This window comes from Streptomyces sp. UH6 (genome assembly GCF_013421635.1).
Lineage (GTDB): Bacteria > Actinomycetota > Actinomycetes > Streptomycetales > Streptomycetaceae > Streptomyces > Streptomyces abyssomicinicus.
In genome coordinates this window covers 1-15,810 of record NZ_JACADT010000039.1, presented here as the reverse complement: position 1 = coordinate 15,810, position 15,810 = coordinate 1, and the positions used below count along the sequence as shown (strand labels likewise).

14 protein-coding genes and 2 pseudogenes are annotated in these 15,810 nt (G+C 68.5%); 7 read left to right on the top strand and 9 right to left on the bottom strand.

Translation table 11 applies throughout. The features are described 5' to 3' along the window. Nucleotides 1–128 precede the first annotated feature (128 nt). The 3 genes and pseudogenes from HW445_RS05060 to HW445_RS05050 form a co-directional block, all read left to right on the top strand. Complete coding sequence (locus tag HW445_RS05060; protein WP_180219827.1) at nt 129–1,652, top strand: aldehyde dehydrogenase family protein; 1,524 nt, start codon at nt 129–131, stop codon at nt 1,650–1,652. A 505-nt stretch (nt 1,653–2,157) separates the two neighbouring features. Then, nucleotides 2,158–2,742 carry a S1 RNA-binding domain-containing protein gene (locus HW445_RS05055; RefSeq protein WP_180219826.1) on the top strand — a complete coding sequence of 195 codons (585 nt, stop codon included), beginning with the start codon at nt 2,158–2,160 and terminating at the stop codon, nt 2,740–2,742. 31 nt (nt 2,743–2,773) lie between these two features. Then, nucleotides 2,774–3,109: pseudogene (locus HW445_RS05050) on the top strand (IS5 family transposase); the annotation flags it as partial. A 190-nt stretch (nt 3,110–3,299) separates the two neighbouring features. On the opposite strand, the gene HW445_RS05045 reads toward HW445_RS05050, so the two are convergent. Beyond that, nucleotides 3,300–4,058 carry a transposase family protein gene (locus tag HW445_RS05045; RefSeq protein WP_180219824.1) on the bottom strand — a complete coding sequence of 253 codons (759 nt, stop codon included), beginning with the start codon at nt 4,056–4,058 and terminating at the stop codon, nt 3,300–3,302. A gap of 756 nt (nt 4,059–4,814) precedes the next feature. Between HW445_RS05045 and fxsT the strand changes: the two genes are divergently transcribed. Together fxsT and HW445_RS05035 are read left to right on the top strand one after the other, a co-directional pair. After that, entirely contained in the window at nt 4,815–6,941 is a 2,127-nt protein-coding gene (fxsT, locus tag HW445_RS05040; RefSeq protein ID WP_308798348.1) for an FxSxx-COOH system tetratricopeptide repeat protein, read from the top strand. A gap of 346 nt (nt 6,942–7,287) precedes the next feature. Next, nucleotides 7,288–7,848 (top strand): hypothetical protein, encoded by a 561-nt coding sequence (locus HW445_RS05035; protein ID WP_180219822.1) that lies wholly within the window; start codon nt 7,288–7,290, stop codon nt 7,846–7,848. A gap of 199 nt (nt 7,849–8,047) precedes the next feature. Here HW445_RS05035 and HW445_RS05030 read toward each other — a convergent pair whose 3' ends face one another. The 4 genes from HW445_RS05030 to HW445_RS05015 all read right to left on the bottom strand — a co-directional run bounded on the left by HW445_RS05030 (nt 8,048) and on the right by HW445_RS05015 (nt 10,894). Further along, nucleotides 8,048–9,547, bottom strand: coding sequence for a pentapeptide repeat-containing protein (locus HW445_RS05030; RefSeq protein ID WP_180219821.1), 1,500 nt, complete (start codon nt 9,545–9,547; stop codon nt 8,048–8,050). A gap of 232 nt (nt 9,548–9,779) precedes the next feature. Continuing rightward, a complete protein-coding gene (locus HW445_RS05025; protein WP_180219820.1) occupies nt 9,780–9,962 on the bottom strand; it encodes a hypothetical protein in 183 nt (60 codons plus the stop codon). Nucleotides 9,963–10,189: 227 nt separating this feature from the next. Next, on the bottom strand, nt 10,190–10,459 hold the full coding sequence (locus tag HW445_RS05020; protein ID WP_180219819.1) for a hypothetical protein: 270 nt from the start codon (nt 10,457–10,459) through the stop codon (nt 10,190–10,192). Nucleotides 10,460–10,624: 165 nt separating this feature from the next. Beyond that, nucleotides 10,625–10,894 carry a hypothetical protein gene (locus HW445_RS05015; RefSeq protein WP_180219818.1) on the bottom strand — a complete coding sequence of 90 codons (270 nt, stop codon included), beginning with the start codon at nt 10,892–10,894 and terminating at the stop codon, nt 10,625–10,627. Nucleotides 10,895–11,217: 323 nt separating this feature from the next. Between HW445_RS05015 and HW445_RS05010 the strand changes: the two are divergent. Next, nucleotides 11,218–11,493: pseudogene (locus HW445_RS05010) on the top strand (transposase family protein); the annotation flags it as partial. A gap of 148 nt (nt 11,494–11,641) precedes the next feature. Here the strand turns inward: HW445_RS05010 and HW445_RS05005 are convergent. From HW445_RS05005 to HW445_RS04990, 4 genes are all read right to left on the bottom strand, one after another. Beyond that, nucleotides 11,642–12,349 carry a hypothetical protein gene (locus tag HW445_RS05005; protein WP_180219817.1) on the bottom strand — a complete coding sequence of 236 codons (708 nt, stop codon included), beginning with the start codon at nt 12,347–12,349 and terminating at the stop codon, nt 11,642–11,644. Nucleotides 12,350–12,388: 39 nt separating this feature from the next. After that, on the bottom strand, nt 12,389–13,354 hold the full coding sequence (locus tag HW445_RS33285) for a hypothetical protein (protein ID WP_257230846.1): 966 nt from the start codon (nt 13,352–13,354) through the stop codon (nt 12,389–12,391). Between the two features lie 20 nt (nt 13,355–13,374). Then, nucleotides 13,375–14,802 carry a PrsW family glutamic-type intramembrane protease gene (locus HW445_RS04995; RefSeq protein ID WP_180219816.1) on the bottom strand — a complete coding sequence of 476 codons (1,428 nt, stop codon included), beginning with the start codon at nt 14,800–14,802 and terminating at the stop codon, nt 13,375–13,377. Nucleotides 14,803–14,912: 110 nt separating this feature from the next. Further along, complete coding sequence (locus HW445_RS04990) at nt 14,913–15,191, bottom strand: hypothetical protein (protein ID WP_180219815.1); 279 nt, start codon at nt 15,189–15,191, stop codon at nt 14,913–14,915. A 336-nt stretch (nt 15,192–15,527) separates the two neighbouring features. On the opposite strand from HW445_RS04990, the gene HW445_RS32715 reads away from it, so the two are divergent. Beyond that, on the top strand, nt 15,528–15,810 hold a 283-nt coding region (locus HW445_RS32715; protein WP_218956580.1), incomplete at its 3' end, for a hypothetical protein.

Here is a 15,810-nt window from a genome sequence, read left to right as displayed (position 1 = left end):
CCGCCGCGGCCCTCCTCCTCCCCCGGCGCCCGCTCGCAACGTCCGCGCAACGTCGTGGCCCCTAGCCTGCGCGACCAGAGCTGACGAGCCGTCCGACGGCGGGCGGCCCACCTCCGGGAGGCAGACAGATGACCCGTTACGCAAGCCCGGGCACCGAGGGCGCGATCGTCTCCTACCAGGCGCGCTACGACCACTTCATCGGCGGCGAGTACGTCCCGCCCGCCCGCGGCCAGTACTTCGAGAACCCGTCGCCGGTGAACGGGCAGCCCTTCACCGAGGTGGCACGCGGCACCGCGGAGGACGTGGAGCGCGCCCTGGACGCCGCCCACGCCGCCGCCCCGGCGTGGGGACGCACGTCCCCGACGGCGCGCGCCGACGTCCTGCTGAGGATCGCGGACCGGATGGAGGCGAACCTGGAGAAGCTGGCGGTCGCCGAGACCTGGGAGAACGGCAAGCCCGTCAGGGAGACGCTGGCCGCCGACATCCCGCTGGCCATCGACCACTTCCGCTACTTCGCGGGTGCTCTGCGCGCCCAGGAGGGCTCGCTGGCGGAGATCGACGACGACACCGTCGCCTACCACTTCCACGAGCCACTGGGCGTCGTCGCCCAGATCATCCCGTGGAACTTCCCCATCCTGATGGCGGTCTGGAAGCTCGCCCCGGCTCTCGCGGCCGGCAACGCGGTGGTCCTCAAGCCGGCCGAGCAGACCCCGGCCTCCATCCACTACTGGCTGAGCCTGGTCTCCGACCTGCTCCCGCCGGGCGTGCTGAACATCGTCAACGGCTTCGGCGTCGAGGCGGGCAAGCCGCTGGCCTCGAGTCCGCGGGTCGCCAAGGTGGCGTTCACCGGCGAGACCACCACCGGGCGGCTGATCATGCAGTACGCCTCGGAGAACATCACCCCGGTCACCCTGGAACTGGGCGGCAAGTCCCCGAACATCTTCTTCGACGACGTCTCCCGCGCGCAGGACGACTTCCTGACCAAGGCGCTCGAGGGCTTCACCATGTTCGCCCTCAACCAGGGCGAGGTCTGCACCTGTCCCTCGCGCGCCCTGATCCAGCGCGGCCACTACGGCGACTTCCTCGCCGCCGCCGTCGAGCGCACCGAGCGGATCGTCCCCGGCCACCCGCTGGACACCACCACGATGATCGGCGCACAGGCCTCCAACGACCAGCTGGAGAAGATCCTCTCCTACCTGGACATCGGCCGCCAGGAGGGCGCCAAGATCCTCACCGGCGGGGAACGCATCGAGCACGAGGGCGAGTTGAAGGGCGGTTACTACGTCCAGCCCACCATCTTCGAGGGCGACAACAGCATGCGGATCTTCCAGGAGGAGATCTTCGGCCCGGTCGTCTCGGTGACCTCCTTCGGCGACTTCGACGACGCCGTCAAGATCGCGAACGACACCCTCTACGGACTCGGCGCCGGCGTCTGGACCCGCGACGCCAACACCGCCTACCGCGCGGGCCGCGCCATCCAGGCGGGCCGTGTGTGGACCAACTGCTACCACGCCTACCCGGCCCACGCCGCCTTCGGGGGCTACAAGGGCTCAGGCATCGGCCGTGAGACGCACAAGATGATGCTGGACCACTACCAGCAGACGAAGAACATCTTGACCTCGTACTCCGCCAAGGAGGTCGGCCTCTTCTGAGAGCCTCGAAAAAGGGTGCCTGACCTGCAGGAATGCAGGTCAGGCACCTTGCTCCTACGACCTGGAACGGCGGAGCGGGGGTGACCGGATCCTCCCGATACCTCCCACCGGTTTCCCATCCCGGACCAGCTGTCCCGGTCTATTCCCGGTCCAAGATGGCCCTGCCCAAGGTCATCGACGCCGCCTCGGAGCAGGCTGGGACACCCGGTCCCACGCGCGCATCGACTGGTCGATCAACTGGTTTGCGTGCTCCTGGACGCCGTCGAGGAACTTCGCGTAGTTGCGGAAGAGAACCTCGATGCTCTGCCCCGCCCTCCTGGCGCACTCCGCGGGATCGACACCGGAGTACAGCCAGAAGGAGATGCCGGCGTGCCGGAGGTCGTAGGGCCGTTTGACGAGCCCGCGGCCAACCGGCCGATCATGGTCTCGGCTACTGAGGCATAGCGGGAGCTGCAGCTCGTCGCTGGCATGGTCGGCCCTCGACGTCGTGTGCCAGGGTGGCGGTATGGATTGGCAGTCTGAAAGCCCGGGACTTTGTGCGTTTTTGGAGACCTTGCACCGCGGAGACATCCTGTCCGGCACCGTCGCGGCGATCGAACGGTTCGGGGTCTTCGTGGCCCTGGACGACGGACCTGCCCATCCCCTTTTCCCTGGTGTCGGGTTCATCGTCATCCCCGAACTGTCCTGGCGGCGCATTGACGCTCCCACCGATGTCGTCCAGGTGAGCCAGCGGGTCTCATGTGAGTTCCTCCAGTTCGACACCTACAACGCGGAGGCACGGCTGTCCTTGAAGGCGCTGGAGCCCGACCCTCTACGGGCCTTCGCCGACCGCACGCCGGTGGGTCAGGAAGTCCGCGGGACAGTGGAGGAGGCAGTTCCCATCGGCGTGTTCGTCGAGCTCGGAGACGGGATCGTCGGGCTGATCCCCTCCAAAGAGATCGGCGGTCGGCCCGCGGTGAGTCCGGTGGAAGACTTCGAGGCCGGAGCGGAGATCACCGTCATCGTCACGGAAATCGAACTGCCGACCCGTCGAATCTTTCTTTCCAGGCCGAAGAACACCCAGCGCGAAGGTGTCGTGCCGGCCACGTGACGGTCAGCGCGTTCCAGCCGTTGATGTGAGCATGGGGCGGGGCGATCTGAGTGATGCCGAGTGGGAACGGCTGCTGCCGTTCCTGCCAGTCAGCAACGGGCGTTGTGGCCGGTGGCGGAACCACTGGCAGGTAATCGACGGGATTTTGCACCGGGTACGAACCGGCGTGCAGTGGCGTGACCTGCCCGAGCGTTTCGGGCCGTGGAAGACGGTCTACGAACGCCACCGCCTTTGGTCGGCCGACGGAACCTGGGAACGTCTGCTGCAGCAGGCCCAGGCCGCGGCGGACACTGCAGGCGAGATCGACTGGGACATCTCGGTCGACTCCACCATCATCCGCGCGCACCAGCATGCGGCCGGCGCCCGCACCGACCCGGCTCCGGCTCCGGCTCCGGCTCCGGGATCAAGGGGGGCCGTAGAGATGGAGCACCAGGACGAGACGCCGTGGCAGAGCCACGTCGCCCGCCTGGTGGAGGTGGTGCTGAAGGTGAGGGCCTAAAGGGTGTTGCACAAGGCCGTGTTTGGACAGGTCAGGGCCTGTAAAGGCAGTTTTCTGGTCATGATGCGATGGCGAGGTTGTGCATGTGGGCGACGGCTTGGACGGCGTGGTGGAGGCCGTCGCCGTGCTGTCGGCAGTCGCGGAGGATCTTGTAGTTCTTCAGCCGGCCGATCACGTGCTCCACTCGGGCCCGCACCGTGCGGTGGGCCGCATTGTCGGCCTCCTCGCCCGGCAGCAGCTCGCGTCGGGGCCGTTTCCGGTGCGGGGTGACCATGCCGCAGTTGAGGTAGGCGCCGTCCCCCGGCACGGTCACGCCCTGGCAGTGCCCGGCCAGGCCGGAGTTCCGCCAGGCATGCGCGTCCGCGGTGGCGCCCGGCACCGGCGGGGCCGCTGCGATCACCAGCCGGGTGTCGGCGTCCACGATGACCTGCACGTTCGCCGAGAACCGGTAGTTACGGCTGGACGCTCCGACCTTGCGGTCGCGGACCGGGACCAGGGTTCCGTCCACGATCCACATCCGGTCCGTCGCATCGGCCGGGCGGGCGGCCGGCGCAAGCGCGAGGAGTGGGCCGAGCTTTCGGATCACCCGGCACACTGTCGAGGACGAGACGCCGAACAACGGGCCGAGCTGTCGCATGGTCAGGTTCGTGCGGTAGTAAACGGCCACGACCAACACCCGCTCAGCCAGCGGCAGGCTCCACGGCCGGCCTCGCAGCGTGCCGTTTCCGCCCCGCTCCCGCACCACCTTGAGCAGCCGCCCGAACTGCTCCAACCGGAGCCCCGTGAACGTTTCCACCCACACGCGTTCAGCACGCAACCGTTACCTCTCAGTAGCGCATCCTCGACGAGGAGGTGCGCCCCCGCGTGACCGAGGCTGGCCTCCTTTGGCTGACCCAGGCTTCATCTTCCGACGTGCGGCAAGCCGTGAAGTGGCTGTTGGTGGAAGGACGCAACCCTTGGAAGAGGCAACCGCACGCGGACGCTGCGGCTGTACCCCAGGTGCTGAGCTACTTTCTTGGTGACCTTGCGGCATTGTGTGCTGCTGGTGAGCAGCTTGCAGCTCGGTATCCGCGCTGACCCCTAACCCGCGCGAGCGGGGATGCACGAGTGCGGCTGTGCTGATCGAAGGATCGATATCAAGAGCCAGAACAGACGGTCGGATATCCGACCCGCCATCGAACCGCGAGGAGCCGGTCCCCGACCGTCGGTCCCCGTCACGGCCGCGCACCGGTGCCTGGTGCTCGACTTCAGAACGTCGTGAAGCCGAGCATGCTGTCCTCAGCACTGCAAACAGGCGGCGAAGGGGGACGACGGGATGCGGGCACACGCGGGGCGGGGCCGGTGGCGGTGGGCCGTGAGGCGACTGCTGTTGGCGCTCGCTGTCGCCGCGGCGGCAGGCGGGATCGTGTGGGCGGTCGCGCGGTTCGGCCTGGACAAGGCTGACCAGACCTCCAGCGTCATCGGGGCTGTGTGTGGTGTTGTCGGCCTGGCGGTGTCCCTGTGGGCTCTGCGCTCGCCTGCACCGGCCGGGCCAGGCGCGGGTGACATCGCGGCGGGAGGCGGGCGGGCGTGGGTGAGTTCTGCCGCGGGTCTGTCCTCCTACCTGCCGCCCCGGCCGAACGCGCCGGTCCAGGGCCGCGAGGCGGAGCTGACGCTGCTGGAACCGCCGGTCCGGGGCAGGGCAGGCGGGCTGGCGGTGGTGTGCGGTGCGGGCGGGCTGGGGAAAACGACGCTTGCAGCTGAGGCTGCCCGACGGGCCCAGGAGGCAGGCCGGGCCGTGTTCTGGGTGCGGTGGCAGGACGACCCCGGCCGCCTCGCCGACGACCTCACCCGCATCGCCGAGATCCTCGGGCTGCCCGAAACCGCCGTCACCGACGCGCACAACGGGCGGGCCGTCCTCGTCGACACCGTCTGGGCACATCTCGCCGCGACACGAGACTGGGTCATCGTCATCGACAACGTCGACACCCCCCACCGCATCGGACCGGGCCCCGACCCGGTGTCCGCCTACCGAGGATGGCTGCGGCCCGACGGCGCAGGACTGCTGGTGGTCACCAGCCGGGACACCTCCCCGGACACTTGGGGCCCCCGCGCCCGTCTCCTCCCGTTGAAACCGCTCAATCACGCTGCAGCCGGAGCGGTCCTCCAGCACCACGCGCCTACTGCCGGGACCTGGGAGGAAGCCGAAGCACTCAGCACGCGGCTTGGCGGTCTGCCCCTGGCCCTAGATACAGCTGGCCGCTACCTCGCCCGGCCCACCGTCCGGCACCGCACCTTCGCCTCTTACCAGCACGCCCTAGAAGCCGAGTTCGGCAGTCTCCTCGGCGCCACTCACCCGCAAGCGAGCGACCCGGACATCGCCCGTACCGTCGTCCGCCACACCTGGGACCTCTCCCTCACCCAGCTTGAGACCGATGGCTACCCCCTCACCCGGCCTCTCCTGCACTTCTTGGCCCTGTTCTCACCCGCCCCCATCCCCCTCAGCCTGATCACCCCCGCCCTGCTGACCGACGCCATCGGCACCCACGTCAACGCCGCCGAGCTCGACAGCGCCTTCGCCGGCCTCCACCAGTACGGCCTGCTTTACACCAGCACCCCCACCGAGGGACCTGATACTTCCGGCGTCACCCAAGTGACCCTGCATCCCCTCGTTCGCGATGTCATGGCCCTCAACCCGTCTGGCACCGACGACACCACCGCCCTCCACGCCCTTGACACCCACCTGCTCCACGCAGCGAACCAAGCGGCACAGGCCAGCCGTGCTGGCCGGACGACTGCACGCCTCCTCGCAGCCCACCTCCCACCCGTCCTTTACCGGACCACCCCCGCTGACTTCACCGCCACCCGCGACACTCTCGATGCCCTCGTCTACACCCTCCACGAAACAGGAGCCCTCACCGAGCAACGCCAGTTGCTCGAGCACGTGCTGCGCGCCGAAACTTGCCACCTTGGTCTGGACCACCCCGACACCCTCCTCAGCCGCAACAACCTCGCCGACACCCTCCGTGAGCTTGGGCATTATTCGGAGGCCGTTGATCTGTTCCGTGAGGTGCTCGCCGATCAGGAGCGGGTCCTCGGCCCGGACCACCCCGACACCCTCAGCATCCGCAACAACCTCGCCACAGCCATCAGCGACCTTGGAGGTCGCCAGGAGGCCGTTGCTCTGTTCCGTGAGGTGCTCGCCGATCAGGAGCGGGTCCTCGGCTCGGACCACCCCGACACCCTCCTCAGCCGCAACAACCTCGCCGACACCCTCCGTGAGCTTGGGCATTATTCGGAGGCCGTCGACTTGCTCCGTGAGGTGCTCGCCGATCAGGAGCGGGTCCTCGGCCCGGAGCACCCCGAGACCCTCAACAGCCGCCATAGCCTCGCTGACGCCCTCTGCGGGCTGAGGCGCTATTCGGAGGCCGTCGACTTGCTCCGTGAGGTGCTCGCCGACCGGGAGCGGATCCTCGGCCCGGACCACCCCGAGACCCTCAACAGCCGCCACAGCCTCGCTGACGCCCTCTGCGGGCTGAGGCGCTATTCGGAGGCCGTCGACTTGCTCCGTGAGGTGCTCGCCGACCGGGAGCGGATCCTCGGCCCGGACCACCCCGAGACCCTCAACAGCCGCAGCAAGCTTGCCATCGCGGAAGCAGCAGAGCCCTCTCGACTGGGCCCTCTCGGCATGCGGTGGCGACGCAACCGGCGAGCTGTGTAGTGAACTTGGGGGCCCGCCTTCACCCCTGTAGCAAGCCGAGTCCTCCGGCCTGGCGATGCCGAACTTCCGCAGCTGTATGCGCCCCCAACTCGCCGCGCGGGAGCTTATCAAGAGCCAGAGAGAGCGGGAGATGGTAAGGAGCAGACCGCTGAGGAGTCGGTCTCCGCCCGTCAGCGTCTCTCGGAGAAGGTTGTGGGGAGCATGCCTGGGGCTGCTTGTCCGCTGTGCTCCATGGCTGCGGAGAAACGGGGAGCTTCTTCAGAGCAGGCTGTGCGAGGGTCACCCCATGTCGATGGACGTTGCCTATCCTGTCTTCCGGACGTCTGACCCTGGCCTCGCTCTGCGGGTGGCCCGCCAGATGGTGGCGTTCGGGGTCGCGCCGTACTCCGAGGTGTCGGTGGAGGCGGCGGTGCCCACTGTGGCCGAGGTGAAGCGACTTGCCGACCCCCTGCCGGATGCGTGGCTGACGAGCTGGAACACGGGCGCGCCCGCCACTCCGCCGCCCGGCTTCCCGGACCTGAACCGTCCGGCCCCCATCCGTGAACTGTCCGGCGATCTGGCGTGGGTGGAGCCGTACCTGCCTGTGGGGATCTCGATGCTGGACCAGCCCGTGGGGAGCATCGAGGACCGGTTCGCCGCAGTGGTCGGCCCTCATCTGGGGGAGATCCGGTGGACCTCACTGGCCTGGCCCGAGGTGCCGGACCAGGACTTCTGCGGAGAGTACAACCACGCCGAGGTCACAATGCTGTTCAACTGCGACTCGCGTGAACTGGAACCCCGCACCGACCAGCACACGGTGCTCGTTCACGTGCGACGCCGCAACGGCGACGGCTACGAGGACCGCCGCGCGGCTTGGCTCGCCGAACGGATCGGGCAGAAGGTCGTCGGGCCCCCGCAGCACGTGTGAGGCTGGCTGCCCTTCATGTAGGCCGATACTGCCGGGCCAAGGCAGTCTGAACGGCTGGATGAACAACCGGTCGGGGCGTTCTGCCGGCGGTCCGGGACGGCGGCCCGGTGTTCGCTCAACCACCGTTTGATGCACGGGGACCCTCTCGCTCATTGGATCGTATGTGGGGGCGAAGGCAACCGATTAAGCCTCCGCGGCTTTATGGATTCGTGGTCAGCCAAGCCCGGGGAATGATGACCGACACAGGAGGAGGAGTACCTACAGCGTCGAGAAGTCCACGGGGGGCCGGACCCGTCGCGCGGCTGAAGGACACCGCGCCGCCGGAGAACCTTGCGCGGTCGAAGTACACCTCGGCGCTGGAGAACCTCGCGCGCTCGAAGGACACCGCGCCGCCGGAGAACTCCACGTTGTTGAAGTACGCCCTGCCGCCGGAGAACGTCGCGCCGTCGAAGGACACCCTGCCGCCGGAGAACACCACGCCGCTGAAGGACACCTCGCCGCCGGTGCCGCTGAAGGACACCTCGCCGCCGAAGAACACCCTGCCGCCGGAGAGCGTCGCGCCGTCGAAGGACACCCTGCCGCCGGAGAACGTCGCGTGGTCGAACGACACCCTGCCGCCTAAGAACCTCGCGCCGCGGAAGGACACAGCGCCGCCGGAGAACCTAGCGCGGCCGAAAGACACCCTGCTGCCGGAGAACACCGCGCCGCCGAAGTCCAGGTCGCCGCCGAAGAGCACCGCGATGCCGAAGGACACCTCGCCGCCGGAGAACACCACGCCACCGAAGGACACCTCGCCGCCGGAGAACGTCGCGCCGTCGAAGGACACCTCGCCGCCGGAGAACACCACGCCACCGAAGGACACCCTGCCGCCGGAGAACGTCGCGCCGTCGAAGGACACCCTGCCGCCGGAGAAGGTCACGTCGTCGAAGGACACCTCGCCGCCGGAGAACACCACGCCACCGAAGGACACCCTGCCGCCGGAGAACGTCGCGCCGTTGAACGACACCCTGCCGCCGGAGAACACCGCGCCGCCGAAGTCCATGTCGCCATCGATGATGACGCCGGTGAGGTCGAGGTCGCAGCCCTGCCAGGAGCGGTGGGTTCCCCGGGGGCGTCGGTAGTGGTCGCCGATGAGGCGCAGGATCGTGTGTCGGACCTTGCGGAGGGCCAGGTAGTGGTGGTGTTCCTCCTGGTGAGAGGGGTCGTCGCCGGGGTCGGGGGTGAAGGGGAGCTGGAGGTAGGCGCACAGGACGTCGATGCATGTCTGGCGCAGGCTGTCGTCTGGGGCATCGTCGGCGAGGCCGGCCAGCGCGTGGACGCCGCCGAGCCGAACGGCTGGGGAGTCCGAACCAAGTTTGTCGACGGCCTGGGAGAAGCGTTCGGTGTGGAGCCGGGTGGCTTCGCGGTGGGCGCCGGCCTCGTCGACGCGCTGGCGGCGGTAGGCGACGACCAGGGCGACGAGTGCACCGGCTCCGGCAACCACGCCGAAGGAGAGTTTCACGATATCGAAGAGCGTCTTCGCGTCGAGCTTCGCGGCCGTGTCGATCTCCTGGAAGTCCAGCAGGACGATCAGGGTGTAGAAGACGCTGCCCGCGGCCAGGACCGCCGCGGCGAAGGTGACCGTCAGGGCCCGGCCGACCCTCCACAGTCGTAACTCCCGGTCACCTGATGCTGCCCGTGCCCGTCGTATGGCTCTCATGAAGGTGAAGACTTGGCCCGCGCGCCTGTGGTTGCGGTCCGCTTCGCAGCCTGGAGTCTTACGGGCACGCGCGCGTGAACCTGCGCAAGTTGAGCAATAACCCGGCGACCTGTCCGGGTTCGTCCGCGTTACGCGCGCGCCCGCGTTGGGGGGTCCAGAAATTCCAGAAACCCGACCGCGCCCGCCGGCGGACTCGTCGACGCCCGGGCGGCGGGTCAGCAGCGGCGTCCGCTCACATCTCTTCCGGCCTCAGGTCCCTGACCCACGTCCAGCGGCCGGTGTCGTCGGGGGCGTACATGCTGCGGCCGCCGTACTGGCTGCGGTGGTTGATGATGGCGATCCACGGGTCCGGGTCCTCGGGGTCGACGGGCACGCGCTGTCCGTCCAGCGGCCCGCCGTGCAGCTCCACGTTCATGGCCACCACCTTGGCATCACGCGCGCGTGCGCGTGGGGCGGTCGCCTTAGTCGCACGTCTCGCCGGGCCGCGGCAGGTTCTCCCCTGGGTTCCGTCCTAGGTTCTGCCCTGGGTCCTCTCCTACGTTCTGCCCCGGGTTCTGTCGGTGGGTGCCGTTCAAGGGCCTGCGCGCCATGTGCTCTGACCTGCACGACAAGGGGTGCCAAGGCGGTCTGCTGGGGCGCCGACTACTTGTCTGGGGAGCCCTCTCCGGCGACCTGGGCGATGCCGCCGCTCGCGCTGGCGGTGGCGTGGATCTCTCCCTCCCAGCCGGACGGCAGCCGGAGACGGGCGTCGGCCGCCTCGAACAGGGCTCGCCGGACGCCGGCGTCTCGGGTGGTGATGGTGCCGTGCCAGCGCAGGGCCGGGCCGATGCTGTAGGTGCTGTAGGCGGCGCGGACGGGATGCGTCTGTCCGCCGACGACGACCTGGGCGTCGGTCTCCTGCTGCCACTGCATGCCTGCCAGTCTCCCTTCAGCCCGGTCAGCGGCTCAGACCACTCCCCCGCGAGGGCGCCGGAGGCTCGTACCTCCTGGCGGATCCTCCGGCTCATCGGATCGGCTCCCGAAGCAGCGTGTAGTCCACGGAGCGCGCAGGGATTTCCCTGGAGGATCGGCTGCTGGTCAGATCGTCCCGGCGTCCTGGGGCGCGGGGTCATCGCTGCGCTCTGCGGCGGGACGGTAGCGGCCCATGCTTCCCATGATCAGAACAGCTCCCAGAGGGCCCATGCCATAGAGCAAGGGGAAATCCTTGCCGAATCTGGTGATGAGGAAGGCCAGGCCTGCGAGAGCGAGAATCAGGAAGGGACGCCTGATGACATGGCGGCCGATGATGGCCAGTCGGCGCCGTGCTCCCTGCGTTTCGGTGAGGCGTGTCCAGCCTGACGATGGCATGGCCGCAGCGTAGACCGACCAGCAGACGTCAGGCAGATGCGGGTCCAGGAGCGGCCCGGCCCGTGGTCACCGGCTCAAGCCGCTTCCCCTCGACTGCGTCGGAGGCTGGTACCTGTTGTCCCCGCTCCCACCCGGGCTCCGCGGACCACCCGCGCCGGCTGACCCTGCGCACCGTGAACGGCGACACCGAGGTACACCGGGGTTGAAAGACGGGCCGCCGAACAGCCCTGATCCCCTGTGGCTCGATACGAGACCGGCGCCCGTCCCGCCCGCGCACCGGCCGGCCGGTGCCGGTTGGCCTGACCGCATGCGCGTCGCCAGGCCGCCACGACGTGAACGTACAGGTCGTCGCCGATCCTGCGGGCAACCTGCTGTGGATCTCGCCCGCCCTGCCCGGCCGCACCCTCGACCTGACCGCGGCCCGCACCCACCGCATCATCCGGATCTGCGAACGCCAGGGCGGGCCCGTCCTCGCCGACCGCGCCTACATCGGCGCCGGCCCCTGGGTGACCACACCGATCAGACGGCTTCCCGGTCGGAGCCTCGATACGACCCAGCGAACGATCAACCAGGCCTTGTCGGCGGCACGAGCACCCGTCTAACGAAGCGTCACGCGACTGAGGTACCGGCGCATCTTTCGCCGAGCCCGCCGCAATGCCAGCCCAACATGATCATCGACGCGATCCGCGTCCCGCTCTCTTCCTCGCGCGAAGCTGTGTCACCATCGTCCGCGACCTGCATCGAAGCCTATTCGAGATTTTCAAAGGAGATCGGCTCGTAGGAAAGCGCGTACTCGGTGAAGAATTCCACTACCGAGGCTGGGAGAGGCAGATCGATTTTCACCGAATACTCCAGGACTCGCTTCCTGGCATGATATTCCCAGAATCGGTAGTCCGGTGATCCGTTCTCCAGCGCGCCGAGATATCTCTCGCGGCTGCCGAGGAGGTCGAGCAGCTCCGGTAGCGTCGCTGATTGGATATTCGGGCCCGGGTCCTCCAGGAGGGTGACCCGGTCGACGCCTCCTTCGACGCGGGCCGGAGCTCCTTGGCCGAGAGCACGGACTTGCTGCGGGCCGAGAGTGATCCAGGATGCCTGTGTGGTGAGCACGAGCCAGCGGTCCGTGGCGGTGTTCCGGTAGATGGCACAGTCGGTGTCCTGGTGAAGCCGCTCACTGTAGGAGAAGCCGGGCTGCTCCAGCGTGTACTCGATCCCTTCGGCTTCCAGGGTGAGGGTGCGGCCCCGGCCGGTGAGGATCCCGGCCAACTCCGTCCGGAAGGGTTCGCGATGTTTCCACTGTTCAAGGCAGGAGAAGTGCAGCGGGCCGTGGAAGAACTGGTGATCGGGGTTCCAGGTGGCCCGCAGCAGCCAGTAGCTGTGGACGATGCCGGTCGCCCCCGGGATCTGCAGCACAAACTCTCCGCAGATCCGACACGATGTGGTGTCGTCGTCGTCCATGGCGGGGAACACCTCTTTCACTCGGTCTCAGACTACCAGTCAGCCGATTCTGGGGACAGGGACGATGAATCCGCGGTCGTTCACCGGACCACCCGATGGGAATCCCCCGGATGGCAGATCGAGAATTCCGTCGCCGTCGAAGAAGCGGAGGTTTCCGTCCCGGCTGACCACCACCTCGACATGATCGGAAACCTTGTAATCAAGGTCTCGAACCATGCTGTTCGCGATACCGCGCACCCGCTCGAGATCGGTGGGCGGCCCCGGCATGCGGTCCTCCGGGTGGGTGTGGGCGATGAAAGCGTAACCCTGGCCGCGCAGTTCCTCAGGAATCGTCGACGTATATTCTGTGCCGCTGAACAGGCGCAGCTCTCCGGCCGCGTTCTGGATGATCGCGTGCTCGACTGCACTGAACCGTTGAAGCTCCGTCAGGTGCGAGACGTTGACCTCGCCGGTGCGAATGCTGATATGGCCGTGTGATTCCAGCTGCCGGACCAGGTGCTTGGCTTTCGGAGACAAGTCCCGGTACGGAATCTGTCCACCCGGCATGCGCGCCGAGCCGTGGATCGTGTCGCCCATGCCACGGACGTCCACCGGCTGGATGCCCTGAGCGGGTCGGCCGCGAGGCTCCGGCGGTTGCTCTGCCGAGGCGGGCGGCGCCGGCGGGGGCGGGGGCGGCGGCATCGGTGGGGAGGCGCCGGCACCTGAGGGTTGCGGGGCCAGCGGGACAGCCATGGCCGAAGGGCGGCCTCCGGCCCAGTAGTTGTACAGAACCCAGCCGGCCCAGCCAAGGCCGGCAGCGCCGCCCAGACTGGCGGCGCCGATCCAGGGGGCTGAGGAGTGACACCCCGGGTTGGACAGGTTCTCAGTGATCTCGGGTATGTCGTCGGGGTTCGGGGCCTGCTGCCGCTCGGCGTAGGTCAACCCGCCGCAGGCAGCCTCGGCGGTGCCGGCACCCAGCAGCAGCGGCACCGCGGTCCAGCAGGCCACGGCCGCGAGCTTCGCCAACGCGGCACCGGCGCGGCGCCTCACGACGGCACCCCCTCTTGCGGCCCAAGGAGCGGTACCGCGCCGTCCGTCTTCAAGCGCAGCACACGCTCACGCAGCCGCGCCTCGTCACGCGTGTCGTAGGGGTCGACCTCGTCACGGGAAGCGTGCCACCGGTGCATGCCAAGCTCGAGCTGCGCGGCGTGCAGCCGAGCCAGGCGACGGTAGGCACGCACCCCACCGCCGCGCCGCAGTACGTCCACCTTGACCCGGAACCGGCGCGCCGGGTTGAGCAGCGCCGGCAGCTCGCCCCACGTGACCGCGCCGTGGCCACGCGCCGCCTCGGCGACCAACTCGACCGCGAGCCCGGCAGCCTGACCGCGCAGCCCGCGCCGTAACAGCAGCAGGTAAAGCACCAGCAACGGGCCCTGGAGCAGGAGGATCGCGATGGGGAACACCGCCAGCACCCAGACCGCATCGCTCACGTGGGGGAACCAATCCGACACCTCATGCTGGAAGTAGCGCAGCAGCAGGTTGTTGGCCGCGTGAGTGCTGATGGCGGCCAGGAAGCCGCAGGCGATGACCGCTCGACGCGCGCTGGGCGTCCGCAGCTGGCGCGCTATGCCGAAGCCGGCACCGATCGCCGCGGTGAACGCCGTGTGCGCGGCCATCAAGCCCAGAGACTGCCGCAACCAGTACTGGAGATTGGCGTAGACGCCGTCACCGGCGGTGATGTACAGGACACTCTCCATGTAGTTGAAGCCCAGCCCGGTAGCGGCACCGATCACAACCCCGGAGACAACGCCGTCGAAGTGGCGACGGAAGAGGAGGAACAGCACCGCGATGGCCGCGCCCTTGCCCAGTTCCTCGAACACTCCGGCGCCGACGTACACCGCGGTCTGCACGGTGTAGTCCAGCTGCGCGGCACCCACCCCCGGCGTCCACAGATAGTTGGGGAGGTGCGAAGCCAGCCAGATACCCGTCGTGGCCCCGAAGCCACCGCCCATGACCAGCCCGCCACCGAAGGCCGCCAGCGGCAGCCACAGCGGCATCCTGCGATACCGCTGCGCCCCGTGGACGGCCAAGACACCGAGCACGGTGCTCGGCAGGCACCCCAGGAGGGCCAGGGTGGAGAGGCCGGGCGAGACGAAGATGTTGGTGACCGCCACCGCGACAGCCGCGAACGGCAGCAGCAGCAACACGGCGAGGGCGACCTTGCAGTTCCGGATGAACCGCCCGGAAGGGCCGGAGGCTGCCAGGGCCACCAGGGCGACGAGGCCCAGCAAGGCGGCGAGCGACCAGCAGGCTGGGAAGCCGAAGACCATCAGCCTGCCGAGCGGCCCGGCATGGACCTGGCCGTCGAGCACACTGAACGCCCCATCGTTCAGCAGTGTCAACTCGGGGCGGTTCAGGTCGATCAGCATCTGGATCCCCACCGCCACGTGCATCATCAGGAGGATGAGCAGCACTGCGCGGGCCCGGGTGTCCCGGGGCGGGGGCGGCATCGTGGGCGGATGAGGCGCGCCGGGCGGCGGCCACTGCCGCGGGTGGAACGGGGGCGGCGGGCCCGCGTGCACGGTCACTGCGCCTCCGGGAACTCGCCGAGGCTGTCGGTCGGCAGGGACCACTCGTCCGTCGGAAGGTCGGAGAAGATCGACGGGTCGATGGTCGGAAAGTCCGACAGGTAGTCCGTGGGGAAGCCGGTCGGCATGGCGGTCAGCCAGTCCGTCGGTAAGCTCGACGGGAAGTCCGACGGCAGCTCCGTGGGGATTTCGGTCGGGATCCCTGAGGGCCAGGCAGTCGGCATGGGCGTGTCGGGTAGGCCGTTCAGGTCTGGTTCCGTGTCGATCACCAGCATGAAGAGCAATGCGACGCACGTCGACATGGCCCCGACGAGCAAGCCGTAGATGGCGAAGAAGCGTACGTGTGGTCGTCGTTCATACCCAGGCAGCTCAGGCTGGGGACTCGGCCGCTCGGCTCTGTCCAGCCCTGCCGTCGGCTCCGCCAGTGGCTGCACCGGGGAGGGGGGCCTGGGAGGCGCCGACGCGCCTGAGTCTTCTCCAGGAACGTACATACCGCCCTCACCGCCGCTTGTGTGCACGGCACCACCTCCCCCAAGCGAACGCACAGCATAACGAGGGGAGTTAGGTGTTTGAAGACCGTCTGCCGTGTTGGGATGCGAGGCTGTCAGAAGATGACGACCACTGGCATGGTGTCGTCAACATCGTCACCGAGGCTGACCGGTCGCGAGTCTCCGCGGTTCCGCTTCTCCCACCTTTCCAATCTTCCCCTACGCGCGGCCATGGCGGGCCCGGGAAGCCCCGTCGCCGAATCGGGCGTCGTCGAATATTTCGGCGGCGCCGAGGGCTTCGGTGGCCGCCTGTGGCAGTTCCCCGTCACCGTTCGTCCGACCAGCCTTCCAGCCGGCACCGACATTGATATTGGTACGCGGATTCCGAGGGCCGTGGCTCGGGCAC